The sequence below is a fragment of the Ruegeria sp. AF8 genome (assembly GCF_056541825.1).
The window spans coordinates 476,339-501,988 of the sequence record NZ_JBQFYW010000001.1; the positions used below are offsets into that span (position 1 = coordinate 476,339).

At 61.2% G+C, this 25,650-nt stretch carries 29 protein-coding genes and 1 tRNA gene; 19 read left to right on the forward strand and 11 right to left on the reverse strand.

Annotated elements, in window-relative coordinates; translation table 11 throughout:
• The first annotated feature begins 10 nt into the window (after positions 1-10).
• Genes ACR0AO_RS02365 through ACR0AO_RS02375 form a run of 3 tightly spaced genes read left to right on the forward strand, consistent with a single transcriptional unit; the run spans position 11 to position 2,128 of the window.
• Positions 11-691 (forward strand): TerB family tellurite resistance protein, encoded by a 681-nt coding sequence (locus ACR0AO_RS02365; RefSeq protein WP_480599478.1) that lies wholly within the window; start codon positions 11-13, stop codon positions 689-691.
• Between the two features lie 4 nt (positions 692-695).
• Positions 696-1,709: an endonuclease/exonuclease/phosphatase family protein gene (locus ACR0AO_RS02370; RefSeq protein WP_480600821.1), complete on the forward strand. Its 1,014-nt coding sequence runs from the start codon at positions 696-698 to the stop codon at positions 1,707-1,709.
• Complete coding sequence (locus tag ACR0AO_RS02375) at positions 1,706-2,128, forward strand: hypothetical protein (RefSeq protein ID WP_480599482.1); 423 nt, start codon at positions 1,706-1,708, stop codon at positions 2,126-2,128. Before ACR0AO_RS02370 ends, ACR0AO_RS02375 begins: the two co-directional genes overlap by 4 nt.
• Before the next feature lie 7 nt (positions 2,129-2,135).
• Here the strand turns inward: ACR0AO_RS02375 and ACR0AO_RS02380 are convergent, their stop codons facing one another.
• The 5 genes from ACR0AO_RS02380 to ACR0AO_RS02400 all read right to left on the reverse strand — a co-directional run bounded on the left by ACR0AO_RS02380 (position 2,136) and on the right by ACR0AO_RS02400 (position 7,919).
• Positions 2,136-3,680 carry a Ppx/GppA family phosphatase gene (locus tag ACR0AO_RS02380; RefSeq protein ID WP_480599485.1) on the reverse strand — a complete coding sequence of 515 codons (1,545 nt, stop codon included), beginning with the start codon at positions 3,678-3,680 and terminating at the stop codon, positions 2,136-2,138.
• 61 nt (positions 3,681-3,741) lie between these two features.
• Positions 3,742-4,419 carry a P-loop NTPase family protein gene (locus ACR0AO_RS02385; RefSeq protein WP_480599488.1) on the reverse strand — a complete coding sequence of 226 codons (678 nt, stop codon included), beginning with the start codon at positions 4,417-4,419 and terminating at the stop codon, positions 3,742-3,744.
• Positions 4,420-5,493, reverse strand: coding sequence for an AI-2E family transporter (locus ACR0AO_RS02390; protein WP_480599491.1), 1,074 nt, complete (start codon positions 5,491-5,493; stop codon positions 4,420-4,422). It lies immediately after the preceding gene.
• 87 nt (positions 5,494-5,580) lie between these two features.
• Entirely contained in the window at positions 5,581-6,555 is a 975-nt protein-coding gene (locus ACR0AO_RS02395; protein ID WP_480599494.1) for an isopenicillin N synthase family dioxygenase, read from the reverse strand.
• The gene (locus ACR0AO_RS02400) at positions 6,555-7,919 is read right to left on the reverse strand and encodes an FAD-dependent oxidoreductase (protein WP_480599497.1); all 1,365 of its coding nucleotides are present in this window, start codon (positions 7,917-7,919) and stop codon (positions 6,555-6,557) included. The genes ACR0AO_RS02395 and ACR0AO_RS02400 overlap by 1 nt, the downstream gene beginning before the upstream one ends.
• 170 nt (positions 7,920-8,089) lie before the next feature.
• On the opposite strand from ACR0AO_RS02400, the gene proS reads away from it, so the two are divergent.
• Positions 8,090-9,430 (forward strand): proline--tRNA ligase, encoded by a 1,341-nt coding sequence (proS, locus tag ACR0AO_RS02405; RefSeq protein ID WP_480599500.1) that lies wholly within the window; start codon positions 8,090-8,092, stop codon positions 9,428-9,430.
• A 682-nt stretch (positions 9,431-10,112) separates the two neighbouring features.
• Here the strand turns inward: proS and ACR0AO_RS02410 are convergent.
• A complete protein-coding gene (locus ACR0AO_RS02410; protein ID WP_480599502.1) occupies positions 10,113-10,472 on the reverse strand; it encodes a hypothetical protein in 360 nt (119 codons plus the stop codon).
• A gap of 155 nt (positions 10,473-10,627) precedes the next feature.
• On the opposite strand from ACR0AO_RS02410, the gene ACR0AO_RS02415 reads away from it, so the two are divergent.
• The 4 genes from ACR0AO_RS02415 (at position 10,628) to ACR0AO_RS02430 (ending at position 13,789) form a co-directional block, all read left to right on the forward strand.
• The gene (locus tag ACR0AO_RS02415) at positions 10,628-10,753 is read left to right on the forward strand and encodes a hypothetical protein (protein WP_480599504.1); all 126 of its coding nucleotides are present in this window, start codon (positions 10,628-10,630) and stop codon (positions 10,751-10,753) included.
• Complete coding sequence (locus tag ACR0AO_RS02420; RefSeq protein ID WP_480599506.1) at positions 10,750-11,739, forward strand: DUF6492 family protein; 990 nt, start codon at positions 10,750-10,752, stop codon at positions 11,737-11,739. Before ACR0AO_RS02415 ends, ACR0AO_RS02420 begins: the two co-directional genes overlap by 4 nt.
• An 84-nt stretch (positions 11,740-11,823) precedes the next feature.
• Complete coding sequence (locus tag ACR0AO_RS02425) at positions 11,824-13,110, forward strand: lipoprotein-releasing ABC transporter permease subunit (protein WP_480599508.1); 1,287 nt, start codon at positions 11,824-11,826, stop codon at positions 13,108-13,110.
• Positions 13,103-13,789: an ABC transporter ATP-binding protein gene (locus ACR0AO_RS02430; RefSeq protein WP_480599510.1), complete on the forward strand. Its 687-nt coding sequence runs from the start codon at positions 13,103-13,105 to the stop codon at positions 13,787-13,789. Before ACR0AO_RS02425 ends, ACR0AO_RS02430 begins: the two co-directional genes overlap by 8 nt.
• Here the strand turns inward: ACR0AO_RS02430 and ACR0AO_RS02435 are convergent.
• Positions 13,773-14,210 (reverse strand): DMT family transporter, encoded by a 438-nt coding sequence (locus ACR0AO_RS02435; RefSeq protein ID WP_480599512.1) that lies wholly within the window; start codon positions 14,208-14,210, stop codon positions 13,773-13,775. The genes ACR0AO_RS02430 and ACR0AO_RS02435 overlap by 17 nt on opposite strands.
• A 102-nt stretch (positions 14,211-14,312) precedes the next feature.
• On the opposite strand from ACR0AO_RS02435, the gene ACR0AO_RS02440 reads away from it, so the two are divergent.
• Complete coding sequence (locus tag ACR0AO_RS02440; protein ID WP_480599515.1) at positions 14,313-14,714, forward strand: cytochrome c; 402 nt, start codon at positions 14,313-14,315, stop codon at positions 14,712-14,714.
• A 4-nt stretch (positions 14,715-14,718) separates the two neighbouring features.
• Positions 14,719-15,120, forward strand: a complete 402-nt coding sequence (locus ACR0AO_RS02445) for a c-type cytochrome (protein WP_480599517.1) — start codon at positions 14,719-14,721, stop codon at positions 15,118-15,120.
• Positions 15,121-15,124: 4 nt separating this feature from the next.
• Here ACR0AO_RS02445 and ACR0AO_RS02450 read toward each other — a convergent pair whose 3' ends face one another.
• The gene (locus tag ACR0AO_RS02450; protein WP_480599519.1) at positions 15,125-15,793 is read right to left on the reverse strand and encodes a hypothetical protein; all 669 of its coding nucleotides are present in this window, start codon (positions 15,791-15,793) and stop codon (positions 15,125-15,127) included.
• Between the two features lie 54 nt (positions 15,794-15,847).
• Positions 15,848-16,510 (reverse strand): DNA-3-methyladenine glycosylase I, encoded by a 663-nt coding sequence (locus ACR0AO_RS02455; RefSeq protein ID WP_480599521.1) that lies wholly within the window; start codon positions 16,508-16,510, stop codon positions 15,848-15,850.
• Between the two features lie 380 nt (positions 16,511-16,890).
• Between ACR0AO_RS02455 and ACR0AO_RS02460 the strand changes: the two genes are divergently transcribed.
• From ACR0AO_RS02460 to ACR0AO_RS02480, 5 genes are all read left to right on the forward strand, one after another.
• Positions 16,891-17,841 carry an ABC transporter substrate-binding protein gene (locus ACR0AO_RS02460; protein WP_480599523.1) on the forward strand — a complete coding sequence of 317 codons (951 nt, stop codon included), beginning with the start codon at positions 16,891-16,893 and terminating at the stop codon, positions 17,839-17,841.
• Between the two features lie 9 nt (positions 17,842-17,850).
• Positions 17,851-18,900 (forward strand): quaternary amine ABC transporter ATP-binding protein, encoded by a 1,050-nt coding sequence (locus ACR0AO_RS02465; protein WP_480599525.1) that lies wholly within the window; start codon positions 17,851-17,853, stop codon positions 18,898-18,900.
• Complete coding sequence (locus tag ACR0AO_RS02470) at positions 18,897-20,963, forward strand: ABC transporter permease (RefSeq protein ID WP_480599527.1); 2,067 nt, start codon at positions 18,897-18,899, stop codon at positions 20,961-20,963. The genes ACR0AO_RS02465 and ACR0AO_RS02470 overlap by 4 nt, the downstream gene beginning before the upstream one ends.
• A 119-nt stretch (positions 20,964-21,082) precedes the next feature.
• A complete protein-coding gene (locus tag ACR0AO_RS02475) occupies positions 21,083-21,745 on the forward strand; it encodes an NnrU family protein (RefSeq protein WP_480599529.1) in 663 nt (220 codons plus the stop codon).
• Positions 21,746-21,818: 73 nt separating this feature from the next.
• The gene (locus ACR0AO_RS02480) at positions 21,819-22,337 is read left to right on the forward strand and encodes a DUF2478 domain-containing protein (protein ID WP_480599531.1); all 519 of its coding nucleotides are present in this window, start codon (positions 21,819-21,821) and stop codon (positions 22,335-22,337) included.
• Positions 22,338-22,515: 178 nt separating this feature from the next.
• On the opposite strand, the gene ACR0AO_RS02485 is transcribed toward ACR0AO_RS02480, so the two are convergent.
• Positions 22,516-22,599 (reverse strand) — tRNA-Tyr (locus ACR0AO_RS02485).
• 116 nt (positions 22,600-22,715) lie between these two features.
• On the opposite strand from ACR0AO_RS02485, the gene rlmB reads away from it, so the two are divergent.
• The 4 genes from rlmB to ACR0AO_RS02505 all read left to right on the forward strand — a co-directional run bounded on the left by rlmB (position 22,716) and on the right by ACR0AO_RS02505 (position 25,007).
• Entirely contained in the window at positions 22,716-23,489 is a 774-nt protein-coding gene (rlmB, locus tag ACR0AO_RS02490) for a 23S rRNA (guanosine(2251)-2'-O)-methyltransferase RlmB (protein WP_480599533.1), read from the forward strand.
• Between the two features lie 12 nt (positions 23,490-23,501).
• The gene (locus ACR0AO_RS02495; protein WP_480600823.1) at positions 23,502-23,786 is read left to right on the forward strand and encodes a hypothetical protein; all 285 of its coding nucleotides are present in this window, start codon (positions 23,502-23,504) and stop codon (positions 23,784-23,786) included.
• Between the two features lie 103 nt (positions 23,787-23,889).
• Positions 23,890-24,336, forward strand: a complete 447-nt coding sequence (locus tag ACR0AO_RS02500) for a YHS domain-containing (seleno)protein (RefSeq protein WP_480599535.1) — start codon at positions 23,890-23,892, stop codon at positions 24,334-24,336.
• Between the two features lie 200 nt (positions 24,337-24,536).
• Positions 24,537-25,007 carry a CoA-binding protein gene (locus ACR0AO_RS02505; protein ID WP_480599537.1) on the forward strand — a complete coding sequence of 157 codons (471 nt, stop codon included), beginning with the start codon at positions 24,537-24,539 and terminating at the stop codon, positions 25,005-25,007.
• 7 nt (positions 25,008-25,014) lie between these two features.
• Here the strand turns inward: ACR0AO_RS02505 and ACR0AO_RS02510 are convergent, their stop codons facing one another.
• The gene (locus ACR0AO_RS02510) at positions 25,015-25,590 is read right to left on the reverse strand and encodes a hypothetical protein (protein ID WP_480599539.1); all 576 of its coding nucleotides are present in this window, start codon (positions 25,588-25,590) and stop codon (positions 25,015-25,017) included.
• Positions 25,591-25,650: the final 60 nt, after the last annotated feature.

A 25,650-nucleotide genomic window follows, 5' to 3' on the forward strand; every position in this document is an offset into this window, starting at 1 on the left:
GGGTGAAGCCATGTCGATCTGGACCCGCATAACAGATGCAATCAGCGCGTTGGCGCAAGGAGAGAGCCTTGCCAAGGTTTTCGAACGTCTGCGCACTCCGCCCGAAAGGTCGGTGGCCTTCACCATTGCCGTTATTGCCCTCGGGGCCAAGATGGCAAAAGCCGACGGACAGGTGACACGTGACGAGGTGACGGCGTTTCGCGAAGTGTTCCAGATTGCCCGCGCGGACGAGGACGGCGCTGCGCGAGTGTTCAACATGGCCCGAACCGATGTTGCGGGCTATCAGGACTATGCGCGCAACATAAAAAAGATGTTTGCCGAGGACAGCACGACGCTATGCGACCTGATGGAGGGATTGTTTCACATCGCCATGGCCGACGGGTTTTATCACCCGGGCGAGAACGAGTTTCTCGAAGAGGTCAGCCGGATTTTCGGACAGACCGATGCCCAGTTCAAAGCCCTGCGCGCCCGGTTCGTTCCGGATGCGACCGCCGATCCGTATACGGTGTTGGGCGTTCCGCCCGACTTGCCGCTGGCGGAAATTCGCAAGGTATGGCGGCAATTGGTGCGCGAAACGCATCCGGACGCGATGATGGCGCGGGGCGTGCCGGAAGAGGCGATCCGGCTGGCCGAGAAGAAGATGATCGACATCAACCGTGCCTGGGACGAGATCAACGGCGCGAAGGTCTGATATGATGCGGCTGGCGACCTATAATGTGGAATGGTTCGCCAATCTTTTCGACAAGGATGACCATCTGATCGTCGATGACAGCTGGTCCGGGCGCCACAACGTGACCAAGGCCCAGCAGGTCGAAGCGCTGGCCAAGGTGATGACGGCACTTGATGCCGATGCCGTTCTGATTGTCGAAGCCCCCAATACCGGCCGCACCCAGAACACCGTGCGCGCCTTGCAGGAGTTTGCCGAAGCCTTTGATCTGCGCACCCGGCGCGCGATCATGGGGTTTGCCAATGACACGCATCAGGAACTGGCACTGCTCTATGACCCGGATTGCCTTGAGGCGCGGCATGATCCCAAAGGTGACGTAACCGGCAAAAAAGGCAACTCCGACACGCCGCGATTTGATGGCGTTTTCCGCATCGACCTTGATATCGACGCCACCGAGGATCTTGTCCGGTTCTCCAAACCCCCGATCGAACTTGCGATACGCACCACGTCGGGCACCGATCTGCGATTGATCGGTGCGCATCTGAAATCCAAAGCGCCCCACGGCGCGCAAAAACGCGATGAGGCGATACAGATTTCCATTGCCAACCGGCGCAAGCAACTGGCACAGGCGATCTGGCTGAAACAGCGTATCGAACAGCATCTTAATGCGAACGAAGACGTCATATTGCTGGGTGATATGAACGACGGCCCCGGACTGGATGAATTCGAACATCTGTTCGGGCGATCCTCGGTCGAAATTCTGCTTGGCACCGGGTTGTTCGATCCTCACGCGACCAAAGCCAGCCAGTTCAGGCCAGGGTCGTTGCCAGCGACAGCGCGGTTTCAATTGCCCGGGGAAGGGCGCTTTCTACAGGCGCTGCTGGACTACATCATGATCAGCCCGAACCTGCGCTCCAGGAATCCGGCCTGGCGTATCTGGCACCCCTTCGACGATCCGGGTTGCTGGAACCTGCCCGAACTGCGCGATGCCCTGCTGACCGCATCCGATCATTTCCCGGTGACACTGGATATCGAGATATGACCTTTGAATGCACAAGCCGCCTCCCCTATATCCAACCTATGCGAATTGTCCTTGCCACGGCTGCAATTGCCCTGACGCCGGTTTCCGCCCCTGCAGAAGAGGAAACCGGAAAGTCACTGATGGAACAGGGTGCCGAATTGTTCTTTGAAGGGCTGCGTCAGGAAATGGAACCGACACTCGACAATCTGCGTGACCTGGCTCAGCAGTTTGGCCCGTCGATGCGTTCGTTCATGGAAGAGATGGGACCGGCGCTGACTGATCTGGCGCGCGAGGTCCAGGACTGGAGCGTCTACGAAGCCCCGGAGATGCTACCGAACGGGGATATCATCATACGCAGAAAACCGCCGTCCGAAGACCCCGAGACAGAGCAGACCCCCTCGCTGGACAAAGCCGCACCGGGCGGGGAAATCGACATCTGAGCATTGCTCAATCCCCAACGATGATCCGCACCCTGGCGTTCAAGGCACCGGCAAGTGAATCGAGCCTAGCGGCGGCAACCTCGCTGAAAAGCGGCAGGGTTTCCTTGGGCAACAGAAGTTCAAGTTCAAGCTTTTTGGGATAGAATTTCAACCGACCCATCCTGACGTCGCGCTGCATCCACAACATGGCCCCAAATCGCATTGCCTTGCCCAGAATTTCGGCTTGCTTCTGCCCCTTTTCGTCCAAAAGCTTGTAAAGCGGGTCAAATTGATCCATTTCGCGCTTGTTTCGATAACGGTGCTGCAACGCCAGACCGATAAAGACACGTTCGGAATGTTTCAGGCCGCTCAGATTGGCGCGGGTGACATTGTCAAAGCAAATCTCTGCCCGATAATCGGGGTGCGCGCGCCATGACACATCATGCAGCAGGCAAGCCGCCTTGATCAGTCGGACCATGGTGGGCGGTGCCGATTTGAACAGCGGCATGACGAATTCAAACAGATGTTTTCCGAAACCGGGCAGGCGGGCATCCTTGGCTTCCGCGAAATAACTGGCTTCGATCAGCGGGTCGCGGTCGCGCAGGCGCTGTGGCATCTGCTCGTAAAGCAACCCCTCGCGAATGCCATAGCTTGAGATTGCGATATCCTTGGGCTTGAATGTGCGGATCAGGCGAGCCAGCACGTCCATCGCATAGGGCACCAGCGCCATGCGCGAGCCCGAAACGCCCGCCATCAGGCGCAGTTTCTCGGGGTTCGACTGTTCGATGAATTTGATGGTCGCGCGCACCTGCTTGGTGCTCATCCGGTATTCGTGCAGCACCTTCAGCGGATAACCGCGCCGGATCATGTCGATCCGCGCAAACGCGCGCCAGCTGCCGCCAACCAGAAACAGGCGGTCGCGCTGGGGACCCAACTGGTCGCGCAGGCCTTCCATCACCGCCTTGATATGTTCCTTGCGGCCGCGGCGCCCGCCCTTGAGGTCGCGCAGTTTCAGAGGCCCCAGCGGTGAGGTCAAGCGGCGGCCGACCTGTCCGCCACCGATCTCGGCCAGTTCCATGGACGAGCCGCCAATGTCGCAGATCAGGCCATATGCGCCGGGCCAGCCCAGCAATACGCCCTGCGCGGACAACCGGGCCTCTTCCTCGCCATTGATGACTGCGATGCGCAAGCCGGTTTCGCGCTTTACTTCGGCACAAAACTCCGGCCCGTCCTCGGCCTCGCGAACTGCGGCCGTGGCGACGACGTGCAGCGGTGGCATCTCAAGATCGCGCGACAGTTGCTGAAAGCGCCGCAATGCTGCCAGCGCGCGGGTGCGGCCCTCGGAGTTCAGGCGTCCGGTTTCGGACAGGCCCGCGCCAAGCGCACACATGATCTTTTCGTTGTAGAAGTAGGCGGGTGAACGGGCCGCGCCATCGAAAACGACCATCCGGACAGAGTTTGAACCCACGTCCACGACCCCGACGCGCGATAGTGCACGTGCGCTTGGATCATCGAAAAGCGGCCTGCCAAATGACCCCCAGTCCGGCGCGGTGGTTGCGATTGGTTTTTCCATCTCTCCCCCGGTCATTGCGCCGGCAGGATGCGAAATCGCCGGTATCGGGTCAATTGCAGGTTCACCCCGGACCTGCGTCATAGTTGAGCACCCTGACCGCAAGAGCACGGGTGATCTCGCGCTTTTCCGCCAGAGCGAGACGATCCAGATGGTCCACCACCCCGGCGGCGGTCGTGAATCGGCGGTCCATATGTTTCACGAGATACGAGATCACTTCAGGGCCGGGGTTAAGTTGTCGATCGACAAAGAGCTTGGCCAGAACCGCGCCCAAAAGGGCGTCGTCGGGCGGGTCGAGCGCCACATGGTGCGCTCCCTGTATCCGGCTCTGCAGATCGGCCAGCGGCAGCGTCCACAGGGCAGGCGACAGACGGCCCGTCATCAAAAGCAAATTGCCCTCGGCCAAAACCAGGTTATGCAGGTGGAACAGCGTTTTCTGGCGTTCGATGTCCTGGGCGATGTCGGGCACGTCCTCGACCGCGATGTGCCGCTGCGCCAGTTCGGGCACATCCTCGTGCCGCAGGTCCGACGCCTGAACGATGCGCGCGCCTTTCTCTCCGGCCCAGACATGGGCCAGATGTGTCTTGCCCGAACCCGCAGGCCCGGTCAGCACCAGTTTGTTGCCGGGCCAGGTCGAGGCGGAAATCATTGCGACTGCCAGCGCATTTGCGGGCGAGACAAAGAAATCCTCGCGCCCCAGCGCCGTCTTGGCCGGGAGGTCAAAGCTGAGTTGCTCGGCCATTCACTCGTTATCCCGGTCCTGCGCGGTCAGCCCCAGGTACAGGCGGCTCGTCAGATATTGCCCGGCACCGAAACGCGCGACCACCCCCAGCGCGGCGGCTACCGGAACTGCGATCAGCATTCCGACAAAGCCGAACAGCGCGCCGAAGACCGACAGAGCCAGCAACAGCCAGACCGGATGCAGGCCGACTGAACTGCCGACCAGTTTGGGGGTCAGGAAATTGCCCTCGACCACCTGTCCGATGGCAAATACCCCGGCCACCATCCCGATCGAGGTCCAGTCGCCCCAGAACTGGAACAAGGCCAGACCGATGGCCAGAGAGCCGCCGATCAGCGCCCCAAGATAGGGAATAAATGTGACTAGCCCCGCGATGAAACCCACGATCAGGCCGAATTGCAGCCCCACGATCATCAAGGCAACCGCGTAATAGGTGCCGAGGATCAGACAGACTGTGCCCATCCCACGCACGAACGAGGCCAGAACCTGATCGATTTCGCCTGCCAGCCGCCGGATCACCGGGGCGTGGTCCATCGGCAAAAGCTGGTCGATTCGCGCGATCATCCTGTCCCAGTCCAGCAGCAGGTAAACCGCCACCACCGGCACGATGACCAGCAGGATGACGACATTGATCGCCGAACCGACCGAGGCCAGCACCGTTTGCAGCACGTCCCCGGTCTTGGATTTCAGCGTTTCGCCAAAAGATACCAGCATCTGATGCGTATTCGATTCCCGGTCCAGCAGCGCCGGGAACTGGCGTTCGATAAAGCCGCGCAACTGTTTGAACAAGCTGGGCAAAGTGTCGATCAGATCCAATAGCTGCGTGATCAGCGCCGGAACCACCATCAGAAACATCAGCACGAAAACGAGTACCGACAGAATTGTTATGACGGCGGTCGCGCCTGCACGCGACAATCCCAGGCGTTCCAGCCGGTCGGCCACCGGATCAAGGAAGTAAGCGATGGCCCCGCCGATCACGAAGGGCAGCAGTACGTCGCCCAGCAGCCACAGAACCGCAACAAAACCTACCGCTGCAATGCCCCAGTATCTGAGTTGATCCCTGACGGGCAAAGCCATGATATTGTTCCCGTTGCCGCTTTCCTGATTCAGTTCTTGGACGATGCGATGGCATGATGCAACCCGTTCCCGGGCCGGTGGCAAATCTCAGACGTTCAGTGTTCCCAGCTCAGGCGTTTGGTCCGTGGCCTGTTCGTCCGGCCAGTTGGTGCGCCAGATTTCCGCCGACCAATGGCCGCAATGAACTGCCGGTCGGTCGAACCCGGCGACCGGTTCCAGAAGCGGTTCGATCACCACATCATGGCGCGGGACGGCGAAGTAGGGAAAGGAATAGCGTTCGCGTCCCGACTGGTTCACCACGCGATGCGGCGTTGATTTCAACCGCCCGCCCGACCACAGTTCCAGCATGTCACCGATGTTGACGACAAACCCGCCCGGCGGGCAATCAGGAGTGATCCAGTCCCCGCTCAGGGTATTCACCTCCAGCCCGCCTACCGGGTCAGGGGCGATGATTGTTAGCGCATCGGTGTCTTTGTGCGGGTGGATACCATAGCCGGCCTCGTCGGGTGCCTGCGGTGGGTAATGCAGTAGCGTCATGTTCGTCATCGGATCGACAAAGGCGTCGCGCAGGATTCCGGGGGCAAGCTCAAGCCCGGATTCAATCGCGCCCAAAAGCAGGTCCGCCACCAAGTCCAGTTGCGCCCAATAGTTCAGGATCACCTCGCGCGCCTCCGGCACCTCGCGCGGCCAGAGGTTCGGGCCATATAGCGGGCAGGCTGACCGGACCCTGGCGTCTGGCGCAACTTCGTGATGCAGTTTGTAGCCTTCGTATTTGTCCGCCGTGCCCGAGCTGTCGTTGGGCGTGAAAAATCCCATCGGGATGTAACCACGATAATTGTCGCGGGTAATCGCCTGATCCCATTTGCCGTTTTCATCAACTTCAAAAATGGCGCGGGCGCAGGCCCGTACCCGGTCCACGGTCTCGGGCGCGATGCCGGTGCCGGTGATCGACAGAAAGCCGATACCGGTGCAGGCTTCCATTATCCGTTCGATGGTTTCCGCGCGTTCCGGTCCGTCCGGCAGGTTGAGCGGCGTGATGTCGATGGTCGGGATATACTGCATCAGTGAATCCTCACGCCTTGCTTATCCAGTTCCTTGTGAACGGCGCTAATGTCGATCTGATCGAGCGCGCGGTTGCTTTTCAGCGATTGCGCCGCCGCTATGCCAGCACCCTGTCCCATCACGGCGCAACAGGCCATGTTGCGGGTGGCGGCATGAGCAATGCGGTCGGCCCCGTGCGACCGGCCCGCGACCAGCAATCCTTCGATTCCCTTGGGCAGCATCGAGCGATAGGGCACCTGCATGTAACGCCCCGTAGTGGGCAGAATCAGAACACCGTAGCCGTCGATGAATTCGGGGTAAACGCCGATGGAATCTTCAAACCGGCCCTGATGGCGCACGTCTTCTTCGGTCATGTTGTAGACCGCGTCGATCTTGCGGGTGTCGCGGATGCCGATGGTCATCCCGAAATTCCTCAGCCGCGCGTTTTCGCAACCCGGCATGAAGCGGCGCAGCGCCTCGATGGCCAGCATCGTCTGCCGCCGCCCCTCGATCTCGCCCCGTGTCAGGCTGTCGGGGTCGGTCCCATCCACACCACCCAGATGGATCAGATTCATGTAAGTTAGCTCACCGGTGTCATGCATTGCGCCCCAGGTGCCCGCGATGGTGTTGAGATGCGGCGGGATCAGCCCCTGATCGATCGCCTGCTGGAACGGTTTGTAAATGAAAGGCGAGAACATGTTGTCTTCCTTGCCGCTCGTTTCGATGTTCCACTCGCCGCCGCCGCCCCAGTCCTTGTAGGTTTGCGGATCGGCCTTGACCCCTTCGACAAAGGCACGCTTGTCAACCCCGGCTAGATGGAACATGACCGAGGCCGCCATCATATTCTCGGGCGCAGTCTTGCGGGTCGGAGCACCCGTACGATGGGCCACATCGGCATCGCCTGTGGCGTCGATCACCACCTTGGCCAAAATCGCCTCGCGCCCGGCCTTGGATTCGGTGATGACCCCGGTGATCCGGTCGCCTTCCATGATCGGAGCGACGAATTGACGGTGCAGCATGGGGTGAATTCCCGCCTCTTCGACCAATCTATCCGCGACCAGTTTGAACCCTTCGCTGTCCAACTCGTAACTCAGCGACTGGCTTTCCGGCACTGCCGCGCCCATCTCTTTGGCGCGGGTTTCGAATTCCATGCCGATGCCGCCGGCCTCGACTGTCTTCTCATGGCGATACCAGGCGAATCCTTCGACGCCGACCGCCGTGATATTGCCGCCGAAGCAGCCGAAACGGTCCATCAGCGTGACCTCGGCGCCAGTGCGCGCCGCCGCCAGCGCCGCCGCCAGTCCGGCAGGGCCGGAGCCCACAACCAGAATATCGGTCTTGTGAACCACCGGCGTAGGACGCGCGGGCTCCAGAATGTTTTCCAACGCAGCTCTCTCCCACCGCTGTTTCCGCCACCATTTCGCGAAGCTGCGGGGCGGTTCAACCCGCTTTCCGACATCGCACTCGTCGCAATAGCGCCAATGTGTGATTGCCTGTCACGCGGCGATGGCTTAGACCGCCCTGAACGCCTTTTTGACGAGCAAAGAGAGAGTATATGCGCCTGTCCCGTTATTTCCTGCCCGTGCTCAAGGAAAACCCGTCCGAGGCCCAGATCGTCAGCCACCGCCTGATGCTGCGGGCGGGGATGATCAAACAAGCCGCTGCCGGCATCTATTCCTGGCTGCCGCTGGGCTTCAAAGTTCTGCGCAAGCTGGAAAATATCGTGCATGAGGAACAGGCGCGAGCCGGCCATATCGCGATCCAGATGCCGATCCTTCAATCGGCTGACCTGTGGCGCGAATCCGGGCGCTATGACGATTACGGTCAGGAAATGCTGCGGATGCAGGACCGCCATGGCCGTGACATGCTATACACGCCGACGGCCGAGGAGCTGGTCACCGATATCTTCCGCGGCCATGTCAGCAGCTACAAGGATCTGCCGCTGACGCTGTATCAGATCCAGTGGAAATTCCGCGACGAAATCCGCCCGCGTTTCGGCGTGATGCGGGGCCGTGAGTTTCTGATGAAGGACGGCTACAATTTCGACCTGACCAAAGAGGATGCGCTGCACGCCTATAACCGTCATCTGGTTAGCTATTTGCGCACCTATGAGCGCATGGGCCTGCAAGCCATCCCGATGCGTGCCGATTCCGGTCCGATCGGCGGCGATGACACGCATGAATTCCTGGTGCTGGCCGATACTGGCGAGTCCGAAGTGTTCTATGACAGCGCCGTCACCGACCTGACCTTTGGTGACCGCGAGATTGACTATGACAACCGCGAACAGTGTCAGGCGATCCTGGAAGAGTTCACCTCGAAATACGCGCGCACGGATGAAACCCATGACGAGGCGCTGTTCAATCAGATTCCCGAAGAACGCCGCCGCGTGGCGCGTGGTATTGAAGTTGGCCAGATCTTCTATTTCGGTACCAAATATTCCGAACCTCTGGGTGCCACGGTTCAAGGCCCTGATGGTAAGCCGGTTCCCGTTCACATGGGCAGCCACGGCATCGGCGTCAGCCGTCTGATCGGCGCCATCATCGAGGCCAGCCATGACGACAAGGGTATCATCTGGCCCGAGGGTGTGACCCCGTTCCACTGCGGCATCGTCAACCTGAAACAGGGCGACGACGAGGCGGATGCGGCTTGCGAAAAGATCTATGGCGCGCTGACTGCGCTGGGCCTTGAGCCACTCTATGACGACCGCAACGAACGTGCCGGGGGCAAGTTCGCCACCATGGATCTGATCGGCCTGCCGTGGCGGATTACCGTGGGGCCGCGTGGCCTGAAAAACGGCGTGGTGGAACTCACCTGCCGCCGGACCGGGGAAAGCGAAGAACTGAACCCGGAGCAGGCGGTGGCCAAGGTTGCGGGCATCTATGAAGGTATCGCCTGATCAAAATGGCGGCCACTGATCTCGGTGATCACGGCCACGTAAAATCTTCTGTCTCAGGAGCGCGCCGACAGCTTTCGCGAAGTGGTTGCATACCTGAGACGGCAGGATCGTGACCGGTTCGAGCATGTGACTCAGGAAGGCGCCTCGTCGGATTGTACAACCCCATTCATTTGGGATCTGACCCGAAATGACCAATTTGTACATGTTTACAGTGCCCGGGATACCGGATTGTATGACGCTATGAACCGCGCGTCGAGGCGGCGCAGGGCAGTACGTGCTGTTTCTGAACTCGGACGACGCTCTGGCCTCGGACGATGTTCTGATCCTGACCGCCGACGCTTTGGGGGCTGGATTATACGAAGATCTGGGTGAAGTTTTCGTCGGAAATGCCGCCGCAAAGGACCTGACGGTCGAAGATTCCGTCCGGTTCTGCAAACGGAGGCAGCCGAAGGCATTGCGGGCGGCGGCGCGACACAGCCCGTTCAAACCCTTCGCCGCTGCATGCAACCCTGGCGGAGCCTCTGAACCATGCGGTTGTCAGATTGAGTGCCTTCGGCACGCATTTTCGATATGTGTGTGAGGGGCGCTGTCCGGCGAGCCTTCCGGGGTGTTGGCCGTCAGAAAGATGCAGCGGACCCCGGAGGAGATCAGCGGTCTGGACGCCTCGGCGTGCTGCGCGAGATCAGGGCTGGCTTGCCGGGCGTGCAAAGAGCAGATCGCCATCCGCATTGCTGCCGGGCAGGGCCACCACAATCGGACGTCCCAGCCGTATCACCAGATCGCGCAGTTCCAGGCCCAGGAACCGAAGCCCGCAGATTCTCCCGCCGGTCACTCGATCGGTAATACAAAGGCGGCCCTGACGGAAAGCGAGGCGGTATCCCTTCGCCCGCAGCGTATCCCTGAGCGTTGTCCAACTGGCGGCGTTTTCGAAATCCGGCCGTATCGCCGCCCGAAGCAAGGCAGCGGATTCGCAATCCAGTTGTGTTGAGGCGTGTTCCGGCCTCAATGGGCCTACGGGTTGAACTGAATATTCATAACTCATGAGCGTCCTCCGCTCTGAACTCATTAATCCCCCATCTCAGGGTGACAAAATTGCGCTTCTTGGTCAAACTATGTAATAAAATTACCGCAAGAATGTTGCATTTGGAAGTCAGTTAGCGCAACCGGAAACGAATTGTTTTTAAAGTGGATACAGTAATGGCGGGGCTGGTCGAACCTGCATTCTCCGCGCCCCTTGAAATCATTGTTCTTGCGGGGCAGGAGTGCAGATCGAATATGGCGTGTTGGGCGCTGGCTGAAACGGAAATGGTCGAGGCGGCATGATGCTGAGTTTCGTGACGGTGGTCTACTCATGCGACTACCCATTGCTGGAGCTCCAAGCCCTGTCGATGGCCCGTTTTCTGGATATCAGTCAGGTCGGTTCGATCCAGCTTGTGATGAACGACCGGGACGAGGCGGCGCTTGAGCGGGCGCTGGAGCCTGTATTGACCGCGTATGGCCCATTGGCCGCCAAGCTGCGCATCCTGCGTGGCGATGATCTGTTGCGCGAGGGCGGGCGGCCGCCCGCCAGCGGATTGGCGGATCGATATTATGTAGATCACCGGTTCCGGCTGCCGCTCGTGCGGCATCAGGGGAGGCGGGGCGACAACGGCTATCGCATGCAACAGGCGCTCAAACTGGCGGCGGCCGCGCGGGCACCTTGTGAGAGGGTGGTGATACTTGAGACTAGGAACCTGCTGCTGCGCCACATAGGAATAGAGGATTTCTTTACGCCGGATGGCCGGGGCAAGTTGTTTTTCGCTGCGCCCGGCACCGAATGCCACCGGGCCTGGTGGCGCGAGAGCCTGAATGCGCTGGACGTTCAGGTGGCCGATCCCGACGAGATCCGGACAACGACGTTTTCGACACCTTTTCCGGTAAGCCGGCAGCTGGCGCTTGGCCTGTGCGAGGATCTCGAAGCACGCAACCACTCGGTTCAGGAGTTATTCGCCTCGCCACTCAGGCCGTCCGAGTTCATGTTGCTGAACGCATATTGTCTGAAAACTTACGGCGACATTGGTGGTGGGTTCGAGGATTCGGGAACAAAGAACGCAGAGCTTTGGCCCGCCTATTCGCCGCAGCAGGTGAGGGCGGAGATCGAGCGGCTGGAGCGGCCGGAAACGGTTTCCTTCGGGTTGCATGACAAGGCGGTTGCAGCCTTGCCCGAGGCGGTGCAGGATCGTGTTTTCGCCGCGCTGGAGGCGCGGGAGATCTGTGACCGGGAAACGGCGCGGGCAGTTCTGGAACGCGTATCGGCTGTATCCGGCTGACAGGAAGGCGCACGAGCACAAACTCTGCCCTTGACCATCGGCGGCGATCGAACGAGGGTCCGCCCCGGAATACCCGGAGAAAGCATGACCAGGACACCGCCGCCCTTTGCGCCTTTCGAATGGAAAATCGCCTGGCGCTATCTGCGCGCCCGGCGGGCCGAGGGCGGCGTCAGCGTGATGACCTGGATCTCGCTGATCGGCATCACGCTGGCAGTGTTCGCACTGATTGCGACACTGGCGGTGCGGTCGGGGTTCCGGTCCGAATTTGTCGGCACCATTCTGGGCGCGAATGCGCATGTCACCCTTTACAATGTGGGTGAGGTGGACGCCCAGGGGCAGGTGGACCGGACGATCAGCAATTTTGATGAAATCGCGGATCGGGTGGCTCAGGTTCCGGGCGTGCGCAGCGCAGCACCCTTGGTCAAGGGTGAGGTGCTGATCACCAACCGGAGCAACAGTTCGGGTGTACAGATATTCGGCATTCGTAAGGATGACCTGATGAACCTGCCGGGGATCGCCCAGAGCGACAATGCGATCGGCGATCTTACGAGGTTCGACGAGGGCATCGCCATCGGGTCCGGCGTGGCGCGGGCCATTGGAGCGACGGTTGGCGACCGGGTAAAGCTGACATCGCCCAACGGGGTCAAGACGGCATTCGGCGTGTCGCCGCGCGTCAAAGCCTATGACGTCGTCTATGTCTTTTCGGCAGGCCGGTATGATATCGACCGGACGCGGGCCTATCTACCGTTTGAAGAGGCGCAGATTTTCTTTAATCGAGAAGGCTTGGCGGATGAAATTGAAGTGATGGTCGAGGCCCCGGAGGAACTGGGTCAGGTGATCACGCCGATCTTCGACGCCGCCGGAGAGCGGGTGCAGATCTGGACGTGGAAGGATTCCTCGGGCGGGTTCCTGCGGGCGCTCGAGGTCGAGGACAATGTGATGTTCATCATCCTGTCGATCCTCGTACTGATCGCGGCGATGAATATCGTCTCGGGCCTGATCATGCTGGTCAAGAACAAGGGGCGCGATATCGGCATCCTGCGTACCATCGGGTTGAGCGAAGGGTCGGTGCTTAGGGTGTTTTTCATCTGCGGCGCATTCACGGGCGTGATCGGGACCGCGATGGGGGTGATTTTGGGGTGCTTGTTCGCGATATACATCGACCCGATCTTTTCCTTTGTGAACTTTCTGATGGGCGGTGGTGTATGGGATCCGGCGATCCGGGGAATTTATGCATTGCCGGCCGAGTTGCACTTGTCGGATGTGCTCAAGGCGGTGGGGCTGTCGCTGGGGCTGTCGTTCTTTGTCACCTATTTTCCGGCCCGCCGCGCCGCGCGGCTGAACCCGGTCGAGGCGCTGCGCTATGAATGATGTGACCCTGCGGCTGACGGGCCTGACCAAGACCTATCTGCGCGGCACGCCGGGCGAGGTGCAGGTGCTGCGCGGCGCCGATCTGGACCTGCGCGCGGGCGAGGCGGTGGCGCTGGTGGCGCCATCGGGGGCGGGCAAGTCGACGCTGCTGCATATCGCCGGGCTGCTGGATACGCCGGATGCCGGGGCGGTCGAGATTGCGGGGCAGGCGGCCAGCGGCAGGGGTGACCGGACGCGCACGGCGATCCGACGAAGGGATGTGGGGTTTGTCTATCAGTTCCACCACCTGCTGCCCGAGTTCTCGGCCCTCGAGAACATCACTCTGCCGCAATTGGCCAATGGCGTGCCCGAGAAAGAGGCGCAGGCGCGGGCGATGAGCTTGCTGGGGCGCGTTGGTGTGGCGGCGCGTGCGGGGCACCGCCCGGCGGCCCTGTCAGGTGGCGAGCAGCAGCGGGTGGCCTTTTGCCGGGCGCTGGCGAATGCGCCGAGGGTCCTGCTGGCGGATGAGCCGACTGGGAACCTGGATCCCGAAACCTCGGATCAGGTGTTCGACGCATTGATGGATCTGGTGCGTGGCAACGGCCTGTCGGCGCTGATTGCGACGCACAACATGGAACTGGCCGCGCGCATGGACCGTGTGGTGCGGCTGGAGGGCGGCGTTCTCAGGCCAACTGAGTGATCGCCACGCCGATCGCCATCACCGCGATGCCGCCCGCACGCATCAGCGTCAGCGGTTCGACCTGTGCGCCGAACAGGCCATAGTGATCGATGGCGGCGGCGCTGATCAACTGTCCCAGCAGCACGAAGAACACCGCGTTCCCAACCCCGAAATGCGGGGCCACATGGGTGATCGAAAGGACGTAGAAGGCGACCAGCAGACCTCCCAGCAACAGATGTTTGGGGCTGGAGGCGACCTTGGCGAGCGCCTGCGGGCCGGGAAAAAGCAGCATGACCAGCGCCGAGGCGGCGAAAGCCACGGCAAACAGGACGACGGCGGCGACGGTGGGAGAGCCGATCAGCTTGCCCAGAGCGGCGTTCAGCGCGGCGAGGATCGGGATGCCGATCCCTGCGGCCAACATGATTGTGGCGTAGTGTGTCATGCCCGAATCCTTCTTGCCTCCAGATCGTTGATCTGGATCATTGTGATATCGTCGGCCATCGGCAAGCCTGCAAATGCGAAGATCAGATGTGGAGTAGGGCCGATGAGGACAGCGTTTGGATATGCTTTGGCTGCAGGAATTGCCCTGTCCGCGCCCGCCGTGGCGCAGGATACCGGTCGCGGTGCCGAGCTCTATCGCCACCATTGCGCCACCTGTCACGGCATCGAGGCGACGGGGTTCGGGCCGATGGCGGGCGTGCTGATCATCCAGCCGGTGGACCTGACTGCCCTGCAGGGCGAAGGCGGTGTGTTTCCGACCGAGCGGGTGGTACGCCGTATTGACGGGCGCGACCCGTTGGTCAGCCATGGCAGCCCGATGCCGGTCTATGGCCCGTATTTCGAAGGCAATGATGTGGCGATCAAGACACCGGCAGGACAGCCCATTCTGACCAGCGAGCCGATTGCCGATCTGGTCGCCTATCTGCAGACGCTGCAGGGAGGGTGAAACCATGCGGTCAGCAGGGATCGGGATAGCCGGGGCGTTGGCGCTGATCGCCTGTACTCCGGGGGAAAAGATGCCCACGCCGGGAGAGGGTGAGGCGATATTCGCCGCCAATTGCGCGGCCTGCCACGATTATGACGGGCGCGGAGGCGCGCTAGCCGAAGGTCAGGTCGCGCCGGATCTGACGCGAATCGCGGAACGGAACGGCGGAACATTTCCGCGCGCCAGGGTGATGTCGCAGATCGACGGCTATGGGCGCGGCCGGGTATCGCCGGATATCATGCCGGAATTCGGCGGGCTGCTGGAAGGCGATCTGGTGCCGGTCGAGGTGGATGGTGTTCTGACGCCCACGCCGCGCCCGCTGGCCGCGTTGCTGACTTATCTGGAAAGCATACAGGTGTCCGGCTGACGGGTCAGTCGCAGATGCCCTGTATTTCGGCGCCACTCCACGGGATGACCACATCGCTTTCGCGCGCCCGGGGCAGATCGGCGACCGGCATCGACTGGCCAAGCATGGCGTGCAGGCGTTTGGTACGCGGGGCATCTGGGGCAAGGGCACGGCAGCAGACATACTCCTCGACGATCGCGCCCTGTTGTTCGAACCCGTAGCTGAGAAAATCGGCCGGCCCGTCGAGGTCGAACAAATAGGGGTCGTCGTCGCCGCCATGTTCGGCGGCGGCGCGCAGGGGATGATACCCGGTTTCCTTGCGGTTCTGCCATTGCCAGACATGGGTCAACTCATGAGCCAACAACATGGCCGCCACCAGATTGAGGTTGTCCGGATAATCGGCCATGTAGTCGTCGATATACCAGTCGCGAGTGAAATAGACCCGGTTGAACAGGGCCACGGCGGCGGGTTTGCTGGTGACGATCTCTTCCTTGAGCGGCGGCAGGATGCGTTCGCGGCAGGTCACGCGCGGGCGTTTGTTGCGCCGGAAGGTCACCGCCGCCACCGGCGCGCCCTCGACCAGGCGCACACGGTCGAGATTCAGGCTTTCGCCATGGACGCTGGCGGCAAACGCGCGTTCGGTATCGGTCAGGGGGCGGCCGCAGGCGGCAAGCACAAGCAGAACAAGAAACATGCGTTTATCCATGAATTCGAGACTAGCCCGCAATCTGCCTGCCGCAAGACGTTTTCACAGGCTCATGGCCAGCACGCGGCTGATTTCGGTCAGCGACCGGCCGGATTGATCCATCCATGTGTTGAAAGCCGCCTGTGTCGCGGCCAGCGCTTTTTTGGAAGTGGGGGCCTTGTCGACCACGCCTTCGGCGACAAGCCGGGCGGTGACGTCGCGCGACAAGATGAAACTGTCGCGCCCCGCGAAACGCATGGCGTATTGCGCGGTGGTTCCGCCAAGACGCGAGCCGCCCTTGCCCAGCATGACAAGCAGTCCGACGTAATCGGTCGAGGGCCAGCCGCCCAGAACTTTGCCCGCGCCGCCCTGTTCGCGCAGTTCCAACAGAAAGGCGGCGTTGTCGCGCACCGTGGCGATCTTGGTGCCGTTGCGGACGATGCGCGTGTCCTGAAGCAGCGCGTCGAATTTTTCGTCGTCCATGAAGGCGCAGCGGCCGACGTCAAAGCCGTCGAAGGCCGCCTCGAATCCGTCCCATTTGTTTTCAATGACCTTCCAGTTGAAGCCGGCCTGAAACACGCATTTGCTGATGATCGACAGCCACCGGTCGTCGGGCATGGCGGCCAGTTCATCCGCCGGCTTTGGTTTGGCCAGCTTGGCATTCAGCGCGTCGGTGCCGCCGTGCCGGTCGGCAGCCAGTTTGAAGATCTCGTCGAAATGGCGCATTCCTGCATCCTCCGGCCCTGAGTGTTTTCTTTTTGTTCCCTTTTGGCAAGGGGAATTCCGAGGGCATGGCAGCTTGCCAGAGACGGATCTTGCGATGTTATGTTCACCGGAAGGCGAGATTTGTAATTGACTGGTCAATCAATAACCGGCAAGACTAGGAACGTGGAGCGGTGAACCGGTTTGGGCTTGCGCAAGCTCAGGTCCGGATTGAAGATATTCAAAGAGGAGGAATACGGCACCGGAGAGGCACGCCCTTGGTGCGTTGGAATCTGAAATTTTCCGGGTTTGTATGTTGCAGTGCAGCGAGAGATGTCGGCAAGATACACCCATGAATAACAACCGACCGGGTGACGGCGGATTAATCAACTGGGAGAATGAAAATGAAAAAACTGAGCCTGGGCCTTGCGGCCGCAACCGTTGCTGGTTCGGCCTATGCCGCCGACATGGGCGCGGTGGACGAGCCGATCAAACTGGCGATCAACGAATGGACCGGCCAGCACGTCACCACGCATGTCGCCGGTGAGATGCTGAAGGCGGCGGGGTATAACGTGGAATACGTGACCGCGGGCATGATGAACCAGTTCCAGGCGCTGGCCGATGGCGACATCGACGCAACGCTGGAAATCTGGTCGTCCAACGTTTCGGACGAATATGCCAAGAAGATTGACGAAGGCACCGTGGTCGAAATCGGTGATCTGGGTCTGGATGCCAAGGAAGGCATCGCCTATCCGGCGCATGTTGCCGAACTGTGCCCGGGCCTGCCAGCTTGGGAGGCGCTGAAAGACTGTGCGCAGGTCTTTGCCACGGCGGAAACGCTGCCCGGCGGCCGTCTGGTTGACTATCCGGCCGATTGGGGCACGCCCGGCGCCGACCGCATGACCGGTCTGGAGCTTCCGTTCAAAGCGGTCCCCGCCGGGTCCGAGGGTGCGTTGATCGCAGAACTTCGTGCCTCGACCGAGCGCAAGTCGCCGCTGCTGATCACCTTCTGGCAACCGCACTGGGCGATGTCGGCCTATGACGTGCAGTTCGTCGACTTGCCCGCGGGCGAAGAGGCTTGCTTTAACGATCCGGCCTGGGGCCCGAACCCGAATGCGGTCAACGACTGCGACTTCTCGCCCTCGCGCATCTTCAAGGCCGGTTGGAGCGGCATGGAAGAAAAATGGCCCGCCGCCTATGAAATTCTGACCAACTATCAACTGGCTGTCGAAGACCAGCAGCCGATGATGGGTGCCATTGATGTCGATGGCGGCAAGGTCGAGGAAGTGGTCGCCGCATGGATGGCCGCGAACGAAGGCAAATGGCGTCCGGTCGTCGACGCGGCAACCAAGTGAGCCCCGTAGGTGACTGACACTGCTACGCCAGCCATCGCCTGCCGGAATCTCTGGCAGGTCTTTGGCCCCGGCGCTGACAAGGCCCTGACCGACGCGTTGTCTCGGTCAGGGGATGACACCGACAAAGCTGCCACCAGTCTGCGCGAGGCCGGGTTCATTCCCGCCGTTCAGGATGCCAATTTCGAGGTCAAGGAAGGCGAGCTATTTGTCATTATGGGCCTGTCGGGTTCGGGCAAATCCACGTTGATCCGATGTATCTCGCAGCTGCTGCCAGGCACCGGTGGAGAGATTCGCGTCGACGGCGACAACGTCATCGGAGCGTCGAAGAAAAAACTGACCGATCTGCGCCGCAAAAAGCTGGGCATGGTGTTCCAGCATTTCGGCCTGTTCCCGCATATGACGGTCGCTGAAAACGTGGCCTATCCGCTGCGCGTGCAGGGCGTTGGCAAAAAGGAACGTCTGGCTCGCGCGCAGGAAGTGATCTCTCTGGTCGGTCTTGAGGGGCGCGAGGACAGCTTTCCCCGACAGCTTTCGGGAGGGCAGCGGCAGCGTGTGGGGATCGCGCGCAGCCTCGCCGTGAACCCTGATATCTGGTTCCTGGACGAACCATTCTCGGCCCTCGATCCATTAATCCGCCGCCAGTTGCAGGACGAATTCCTGCGCATTCAGGCGACGCTGAAGAAATCCATCGTTTTCATCACCCATGACATTCAAGAGGCGCTGAAACTCGCCGACCGCATCGCCATCATGCGCGATGGCAAGATCGTTCAGATCGGCACGCCGACGGATATCGTGCTGCGGCCGGTGGACGATTACGTGCGCGAGTTCTCAAAAGATGTGGCCAAAGGGCAGCATGCCAAGGTGGCCTCGGTCATGCGCGAAGATGGTGAAAGGGGGCCGGACGATCCGGGCCTGACCACTTCGATGACGCTGGATGCGGCACTGGCACATTGCATGGAACTTTATGAGCCTGTCCCGGTGCGCGATGAAAGCGGCAATATTGTCGGGACGGTACATCCGTCTGATCTGGCCGCCGCCTTGCAGGTGGACGAGACATGACGGCTGTCACGGACATCCCTTCACAGCCCACGGAGCGACTGACTGTGGGTGCTAAAGCGGCGCTGATCACTGTGATCGTTGGCGCGATGTGTCTGACGCTGGAAGGCGCCGCACCATGGCTGGTTAAATGGCCCGCCGCATGGGAACTGCCTGCGACCCAATGGGTCGGTGCCTTTCTCGATTGGTTCCTGAACGGGATCAAACCTGCGGCCCGGCTGTTTTCCGACCTGATGGCCTATCCGATGAACTGGGCCAATTTCGTGTTGGGTAACACCCCATGGCCGATCCTGATCGGTATTGTCACCGCGCTGGGCTGGTACCTGGGCGGTCTGCCGATGGCGGCGCTGGGCTTTGTCGGCCTCAGTTTTGTTCTCGCCTCGGGCTATTGGGCCGAAAGCATGAATACGCTGGCGCTGGTGGCCGTTTCGGTGCCGGTGGCGCTGATCATGGGTGGCGCGATCGGAATCCTCGCCAATGAAGTGCCGCGGGTGAAGGCGTTTGTGCAGGCGGTGCTGGATGTGATGCAGACGGTGCCGACCTTTGCCTATCTGACGCCGCTGCTGCTGCTGTTCGGATTTGGTCCGGTTGTCGGCCTGATCGCCTCGGCCATCTATGCCGCGCCGCCGATGGCGCGGAACGTGATGCTGGGGCTGGAACGAGTCGAATCCGAGATCAAGGAGGCTGCCATCATGTCAGGTGGCACGCGGTTCCAACAACTTTTCCAGGTCGAGATTCCCGCCGCCACGACTCAGATCATGGTGGGTGTGAACCAATGCCTGATGGCCGCGCTGTCGATGGTGATCATCGCCGCCGTCATCGGCGGGTTCAACGACATCGGGTGGGAGGTTCTGCTGACCATGCGCAAGGCGCAGTTCGGGGAATCTCTGATGGCCGGTCTGGTCATCGTCGTCTTCGCTGTGGTCATCGACCGCATGAGCGGCACGCTGGCGACCGAGCGCAAGCGCTATGACCGCCGTGTTGTCTGGGCGATGCTCGGCTTTGCGGTGCTGTTCACCGCCGCATTCTGGGCCAGGCTGCCGAACCCGTCCGAGCTGACCGTGCTGGACCCGATGGCCGAGGCGATCGACAGCGGCTTGACGGCGTTCACGCAGGCCAACGGCCCGTGGCTGGATGCGCTCAAGAACAACTCGCTGTTCTACGTGCTGCTGCCGCTCAGGATCGGGCTGGATCAGGCGGTGCTACCGTTTACATGGGGCTTCGCATGGACACCCTCCATGAGCTATGGGCTCTTCGCCGTTGGTGCAGCTATCGCATTGTTGATGGCGTGGCGCGGCCGCCTGACCGGTGGGCTGATCGCGCTAATCCTGATCGGTATGCTGGAGACCGGCATCGCCAATCTGCCATGGCCTTTCGTCCTGACCGGCGCCGCCGCGCTGGGCTGGGTTGCGGGTGGCTGGCGTCTGGCAGCGCTGTCGGTGGCGCTGCTGTGCACTATCCTGGTGTCGGGCCTGTGGGAACGGGCGCTGCTGTCGCTGTACCTCAGCGGGGCGGCGGTGTTCTCCTGCGCGGTTCTGGGCGGGTTGATCGGTTTGGCCAGCGCGGTGTGGGAGCCAGTGTGGAAAGTCGTTAGACCGATCTGCGACATGCTGCAGACGATCCCGCTGTTCGTGTTCCTGATCCCGGTGCTGATGGTGTTCCAGATCGGCGAATTCTCGGCCTTTCTGGCAATCTGTGCCTACGCCATCGTCCCGATGATCCGCTATACGCGGCACGGGCTGGTCAACACGCCCGAAGAGATGATGGAGGCCGCGATTTCCAGCGGCGCGACCGAGTGGCAGATCATGCGCGACGTGCGTGCGCCCTATGCCGCACCGACGATCCTGCTGGGGCTGAACCAGACCATCCTCTATGCTTTCGCCATGCTGGTGATCGCGGCGCTGATCGGAACCACCGGTCTGGGCCAGTCGATCTACCTGGCGCTGGGGCAGGCGGATGTGGGTCTGGGAATCTCTGCCGGCGCAGCGATGGCGATTCTGGCGCTGATCGCGGATCGCATGGTGCAGGGCTTTGCCGAGGAGCGGCGCAAGGCGCTGGGTCTTTGACGATGCCTTGGAAACAGGGGCGGGGGCGGCGCGTCCGCCTCTGAACCCGACTTGATTTCGGACAAGGACCGGCCGGCGGGCGGTCTGTAGACCGGGCGGGTACATTTTCGGAGGCAGCCATGACCGGTTGGGGCATATTCCTTGCGGCGCTCGCCACCTTTCTGCTGAGCCACGCCATCCCCGTGCGCCCGACGGTGCGCGGCTGGCTGATCGCCACGCTGGGACGCGCCGGCTATTTCGCCGCCTATTCCGTATTGTCGGTGGCGGTGCTGGTCTGGTTGATCGTGGCCGCCGCCAATGCGCCCTATGTCGAGGTCATTCCGCCGCTGCCCATCCTGCGTTGGGTGCCAGTTCTGCTCATGCCGGTCGTGTGCTGGCTTGCGGTGGCGGGGATGGCGATCCACAATCCGTTTTCCTTTGGCGGCATGGGAACCCGGCCTTTTGACCCGGAAAGGCCGGGTATCCTGCGGATCACGCGCCACCCCGTTCTGGCGGCGCTGATGCTGTGGGCGGTGGCGCATCTGCTGGCCAATGGCAGCCTGTCCCACGTTATTCTGTTTGGCCTGTTCGCCGGATTCGCAGGGATGGGAATGGCGCTGATCGACCGGCGCAAGGCGCGCGAGATGCCGGATTGGGAAAGCCTTGCCCGCAACACCGCGCGCCTGTCGTTGCGCCCGCCGCGTCCTTGGCCGCGCCTTTGGGTGTGGCTTGCCGCCGCCGCCGCCTATGCCGCGATCCTTCACCTGCACGCGCCCGTGATCGGGCTGTCGCCACTGCCTTGACCGAGAGGAGTGGCCGAAACCCGAACTGCGTGCTATCTGCTTAATCCACAATCGAACTTCAGGAGCCACGACCATGCATCTGGCCTATATCACCACCACCGACCGGGGCGCGACCGACCGCTTGTTGAGCGCCGCCGCCGACCGTCTGAAAGCCAATGGCTATGCGCTGGCCGGTGTGGTGCAGACCAACACCGAATGTTACGACACCAGCAAATGCGACATGGACCTGCAGGTGCTACCGGATGGCGCGACCATCCGCATCTCGCAATCGCTGGGGTCTATGGCACGGGGCTGCCGCCTGGATCCGGCGGCGCTGGAACAGGCCGTGGGCGACGTGACTGCGTCGCTGGAGAATGGCCCGCAACTGATGATCGTGAACAAGTTCGGCAAGCACGAATCCGACGGACGCGGGTTCCGCCCGGTGATCGGCGAGGCTTTGGCCCGCGATATTCCGGTTCTCGTCGGGGTCAACGGGCTGAACGAGGACAAGTTTCTTGAATTCGCCGGTGAAGCAGCCCGCAAACTGGCCGCCGATCCGGATGCGATCGAGGAATGGATCGCCGGAGTGGTCGCGGAACGTTCGGCCGCCTGAGACTGCGCAGGCGTCGCTGACTGCTGACGAGGCCGCAGTTCGAATGGAGCTACCTGCCCGGGCTGGACCCGGGCCGGAGATGTGATGGCGGACTGGCCTGGGGAATCGATCGAGGCCAGCGCGTCACTTTTGCGCAAACTTTAAGAATGCTCGGCAAGGGATTGGTTTTTTGAAGAGATGGTGGGCGACCCTGGAATCGAACCAGGCGTGCGTCTCCGCGAGGGAGTTACAGTCCCCTGCCACACCTTGCGGCCTGTCGCCCACTGTCAGGCGTTGCACCTGACGTGGAGGCGTGATTACTAGCGCGGCAAAGGAGCGTCAACAGGAAAATTCCGCTTTGGCGCAGGAAACCGATTTCATGGCCCGGAGGCCGGCAAAATGAAGAAACCCAAGTGGGTGGTCGAAAAGGAACGGGCTCGCAAGACGGCGGCTGCTGAGACCGTCTGGCTGTTCGGATTGCACGCGGTGCGCGATGCGCTGATGAATCCGAAACGGCAGAAACTGCGCCTGATCGTGACCCGGAACGCGCAAGACAAGCTGGCCGAGGCCATTGAATTTGCCGGGATTTCTCCGGAGCAGGTCGATCCGCGCAAGTTTTCTGCCCCGATCGATCCCGGATCGGTACATCAGGGCGCGGCGCTGGAGGTCAGGCCGCTTGATTGGGGCGGGCTGGCCGAGAATTGCATCGGCACCGAACACCCGCGCGTGATGCTGCTGGACCGGGTGACGGACCCCCATAACGTGGGGGCGATTCTGCGTTCGGCCGAGGTGCTGGGGGCCAGCGCGGTGATCGGTACGCGGCACCATTCGGCGCCCGAAACGGGCGCCCTGGCCAAAACCGCCAGCGGGGCTCTGGAACGGCAGCCCTATCTGCGGGTGCGCAATCTGTCCGATACCATCATCGAGTTGCAGGCGATGGGGTTCCTTGTGCTGGGGCTGGACGGTGAGGCCGAGGTGACCATCGAAGAGGCGCTGGAAGGGCGCAGGGACCATCCGGTGGCGCTGGTGCTGGGGGCCGAGGGGCCGGGGTTGCGGCAAAAAACCAAGGAGACGGTGGATCGGCTGGTCAAGATTGACGCGGCTGGTGGGTTTGGATCGCTCAACGTCTCGAATGCGGCTGCGATTGCCTTATATGCGTCCAGACACGTCTGACAGGAGGCAGCAATTCCCGGACCGGCCAAAATCGCGACCTGTTGCTATTGCGGAACCCGTGCGGCGCTGGTGTTGCGCGGGCACGAACGCCACGAGTTGAGCTGTGCCAGCTGTGGGGCGCCCCTGCACGAGCTGAAGATGCTGCGCAAGGCTCCCGCCAGGCCCGAACGCCGTCCGGAACAGGCTTTTGAGCCGAATCACACACGCAAAAAAAGGTCGAAACCCAGGCCGCGAAAACGTGCGATGTCGAAGATCCTGGATGAAGTCTGGGATGTGATCGAAGATATATTCGACTGAACGGGTATTTTGAGGCCCGCGCCGTTCACAACAGCGTCAGATGGGGTTTCGAAAATCGGCTGTTTTATGCATTTTATAGCCTGAATATTTGGGTAGAGAGTTGATGATATCACGACGTGACTTCGTGGTGGGCGTGACGGCGGCCTTTTCCGCCAGATCCGCGTGGGCGAATTCCTCTTTGTACTATTCGGATAATGGACTGGCGGTCAGGGGATTTGACGCCGTTTCCTATTTCCGGTCGCAAACCCCTCTGGTTGGACGGGCCGATGTCGCGGTCATGTGGAAAGGCGCCGAGTGGCGCTTTGCGTCGATGACGCATCGTGAGGCTTTCGAAGCCAATCCCCGCGCTTTTGCGCCGCAATTCGGAGGCTATTGCGCCTATGGGGTTTCACGCGGAAAGCTTCTGGATTCCGATCCCAAAGCCTGGAGGATCGTCGATGGCAAGCTGTACCTGATCCACTCACCAAATGTGGAACTGATCTGGGAGCGGGATATCGCCGGAAACATTGCCCTGGCCGAACAGAACTGGCCGCACCTGCAGCAAGGATGAGCGGCGATTCTTTGCCAATGCAGACGTGTCATCACATTTTTTTGTGAAACCCCTTTTTTTCTCAGAAATAGGTCCTAAATGTCACAGTGACCGCGGATTGGAACTGCCGCGGGTCATTTCACTGTCCCTCGTTCCATAACTGGCGCCCAAGGTTCACTTGGGCGCTTTTTTCTTTGTGCGGTGCTGGATAATGTGGCCGCATGCCAGATTACTCCGACGACTATCTCAGGACGATTTTGCAGCGCACCAAGGTGATTGCCGTGGTGGGCGTGTCGATGAACCCGGTGCGGCCCAGTTACTACGTTGCGCGGTATCTGGGGCTGAAGGGGTTCCGGGTCATCCCGGTCAATCCGGGTCATGCCGGCAAGATGCTGTTCGGGGAAACGGTGCGAGCGTCGCTGTCGGAGATATCCGGGCCGGTGGATATGGTCGACATCTTCCGCCGTTCCGAGGCGGTGCCGCCCATCGTGGCCGAGGCGCTGGACAGTTTCCCGGGCCTGAAAACGATCTGGATGCAGATCGGGGTCGAGAATGCCGAGGCTGCGGCAAAGGCGCAGGCGCGCGGGGTTGATGTGGTGATGAATCGCTGTCCCAAGATCGAATATCAGCGCCTGTTCGGCGAGTTGCGCATGGGCGGTTTCGCCACCGGCATCATCTCGTCAAAGCTGTAGGGCGCGCCTATTCGTTGAATTCCTGATCAAGCTTGGCCTGCTTGCGCCGGGTCTTGTCGATCAGCACCTCAATGCGCGGCCGCCAGTCATAGCGGGTATCCTCAAGCGTCGGCGCCCAGAACAACGTACCGCCATAGCGCCACGGGTCCAGTACCACGCCGCCATACATGTCATCACCGCGTTTCGAGATGATTGCTGTGCTGTGGTCGATCAGGAACGGGTTTTCCGGGTCGGAAATCGCGCGGTGCAGCGTCAGAGTGCGGAAATTTTCCTGATTGAGACGCTTTTCCATGTCTTCCGCCCAATGCCAGCACAGACCGCGCGGGCGCAGGCCGTGATTTACCTTGGCGTTGTGCACCAGCGGCGGGTCGGTGATCTGGTATTCCTCGGCCAGTTGCCTGGGATACAGATAGGCGATGCTTGCCGCCCGTTCGGCCTCTGCCGGATCAACTTCGGGGCCGAGGCTTTTGATTTGCAGCGCCAGTTCGTCAATGTCCTGTTGGGTGACGCTGGGCGTCTGGGCGCAGCCGGCCAAAACCGCCAGAGTCAGCGCCGCAAAGATGGATAAAATGCGTGTCGGCAATTTCTGGTTCCTCGGACATTGCTACCTGATTTGCAATCAGGGTGATCGTAATCCCGGTTT

Bases quoted from the DNA above. Each gene is read 5' to 3' on its own strand.
- ACR0AO_RS02365 (WP_480599478.1), top strand. From the start codon at position 11: ATGTCGATCTGGACCCGCATAACAGATGCAATCAGCGCGTTGGCGCAA.
- ACR0AO_RS02370 (WP_480600821.1), top strand. From the start codon at position 696: ATGCGGCTGGCGACCTATAATGTGGAATGGTTCGCCAATCTTTTCGAC.
- ACR0AO_RS02375 (WP_480599482.1), top strand. From the start codon at position 1,706: ATGACCTTTGAATGCACAAGCCGCCTCCCCTATATCCAACCTATGCGA.
- ACR0AO_RS02380 (WP_480599485.1), bottom strand. From the start codon at position 3,680: ATGGAAAAACCAATCGCAACCACCGCGCCGGACTGGGGGTCATTTGGC.
- ACR0AO_RS02385 (WP_480599488.1), bottom strand. From the start codon at position 4,419: ATGGCCGAGCAACTCAGCTTTGACCTCCCGGCCAAGACGGCGCTGGGG.
- ACR0AO_RS02390 (WP_480599491.1), bottom strand. From the start codon at position 5,493: ATGGCTTTGCCCGTCAGGGATCAACTCAGATACTGGGGCATTGCAGCG.
- ACR0AO_RS02395 (WP_480599494.1), bottom strand. From the start codon at position 6,555: ATGCAGTATATCCCGACCATCGACATCACGCCGCTCAACCTGCCGGAC.
- proS (WP_480599500.1), top strand. From the start codon at position 8,090: ATGCGCCTGTCCCGTTATTTCCTGCCCGTGCTCAAGGAAAACCCGTCC.
- ACR0AO_RS02410 (WP_480599502.1), bottom strand. From the start codon at position 10,472: ATGAGTTATGAATATTCAGTTCAACCCGTAGGCCCATTGAGGCCGGAA.
- ACR0AO_RS02415 (WP_480599504.1), top strand. From the start codon at position 10,628: ATGGCGGGGCTGGTCGAACCTGCATTCTCCGCGCCCCTTGAAATCATT.
- ACR0AO_RS02420 (WP_480599506.1), top strand. From the start codon at position 10,750: ATGATGCTGAGTTTCGTGACGGTGGTCTACTCATGCGACTACCCATTG.
- ACR0AO_RS02425 (WP_480599508.1), top strand. From the start codon at position 11,824: ATGACCAGGACACCGCCGCCCTTTGCGCCTTTCGAATGGAAAATCGCC.
- ACR0AO_RS02430 (WP_480599510.1), top strand. From the start codon at position 13,103: ATGAATGATGTGACCCTGCGGCTGACGGGCCTGACCAAGACCTATCTG.
- ACR0AO_RS02435 (WP_480599512.1), bottom strand. From the start codon at position 14,210: ATGACACACTACGCCACAATCATGTTGGCCGCAGGGATCGGCATCCCG.
- ACR0AO_RS02440 (WP_480599515.1), top strand. From the start codon at position 14,313: ATGAGGACAGCGTTTGGATATGCTTTGGCTGCAGGAATTGCCCTGTCC.
- ACR0AO_RS02445 (WP_480599517.1), top strand. From the start codon at position 14,719: ATGCGGTCAGCAGGGATCGGGATAGCCGGGGCGTTGGCGCTGATCGCC.
- ACR0AO_RS02450 (WP_480599519.1), bottom strand. From the start codon at position 15,793: ATGTTTCTTGTTCTGCTTGTGCTTGCCGCCTGCGGCCGCCCCCTGACC.
- ACR0AO_RS02455 (WP_480599521.1), bottom strand. From the start codon at position 16,510: ATGCGCCATTTCGACGAGATCTTCAAACTGGCTGCCGACCGGCACGGC.
- ACR0AO_RS02460 (WP_480599523.1), top strand. From the start codon at position 16,891: ATGAAAAAACTGAGCCTGGGCCTTGCGGCCGCAACCGTTGCTGGTTCG.
- ACR0AO_RS02470 (WP_480599527.1), top strand. From the start codon at position 18,897: ATGACGGCTGTCACGGACATCCCTTCACAGCCCACGGAGCGACTGACT.
- ACR0AO_RS02475 (WP_480599529.1), top strand. From the start codon at position 21,083: ATGACCGGTTGGGGCATATTCCTTGCGGCGCTCGCCACCTTTCTGCTG.
- ACR0AO_RS02480 (WP_480599531.1), top strand. From the start codon at position 21,819: ATGCATCTGGCCTATATCACCACCACCGACCGGGGCGCGACCGACCGC.
- rlmB (WP_480599533.1), top strand. From the start codon at position 22,716: ATGAAGAAACCCAAGTGGGTGGTCGAAAAGGAACGGGCTCGCAAGACG.
- ACR0AO_RS02500 (WP_480599535.1), top strand. From the start codon at position 23,890: ATGATATCACGACGTGACTTCGTGGTGGGCGTGACGGCGGCCTTTTCC.
- ACR0AO_RS02505 (WP_480599537.1), top strand. From the start codon at position 24,537: ATGCCAGATTACTCCGACGACTATCTCAGGACGATTTTGCAGCGCACC.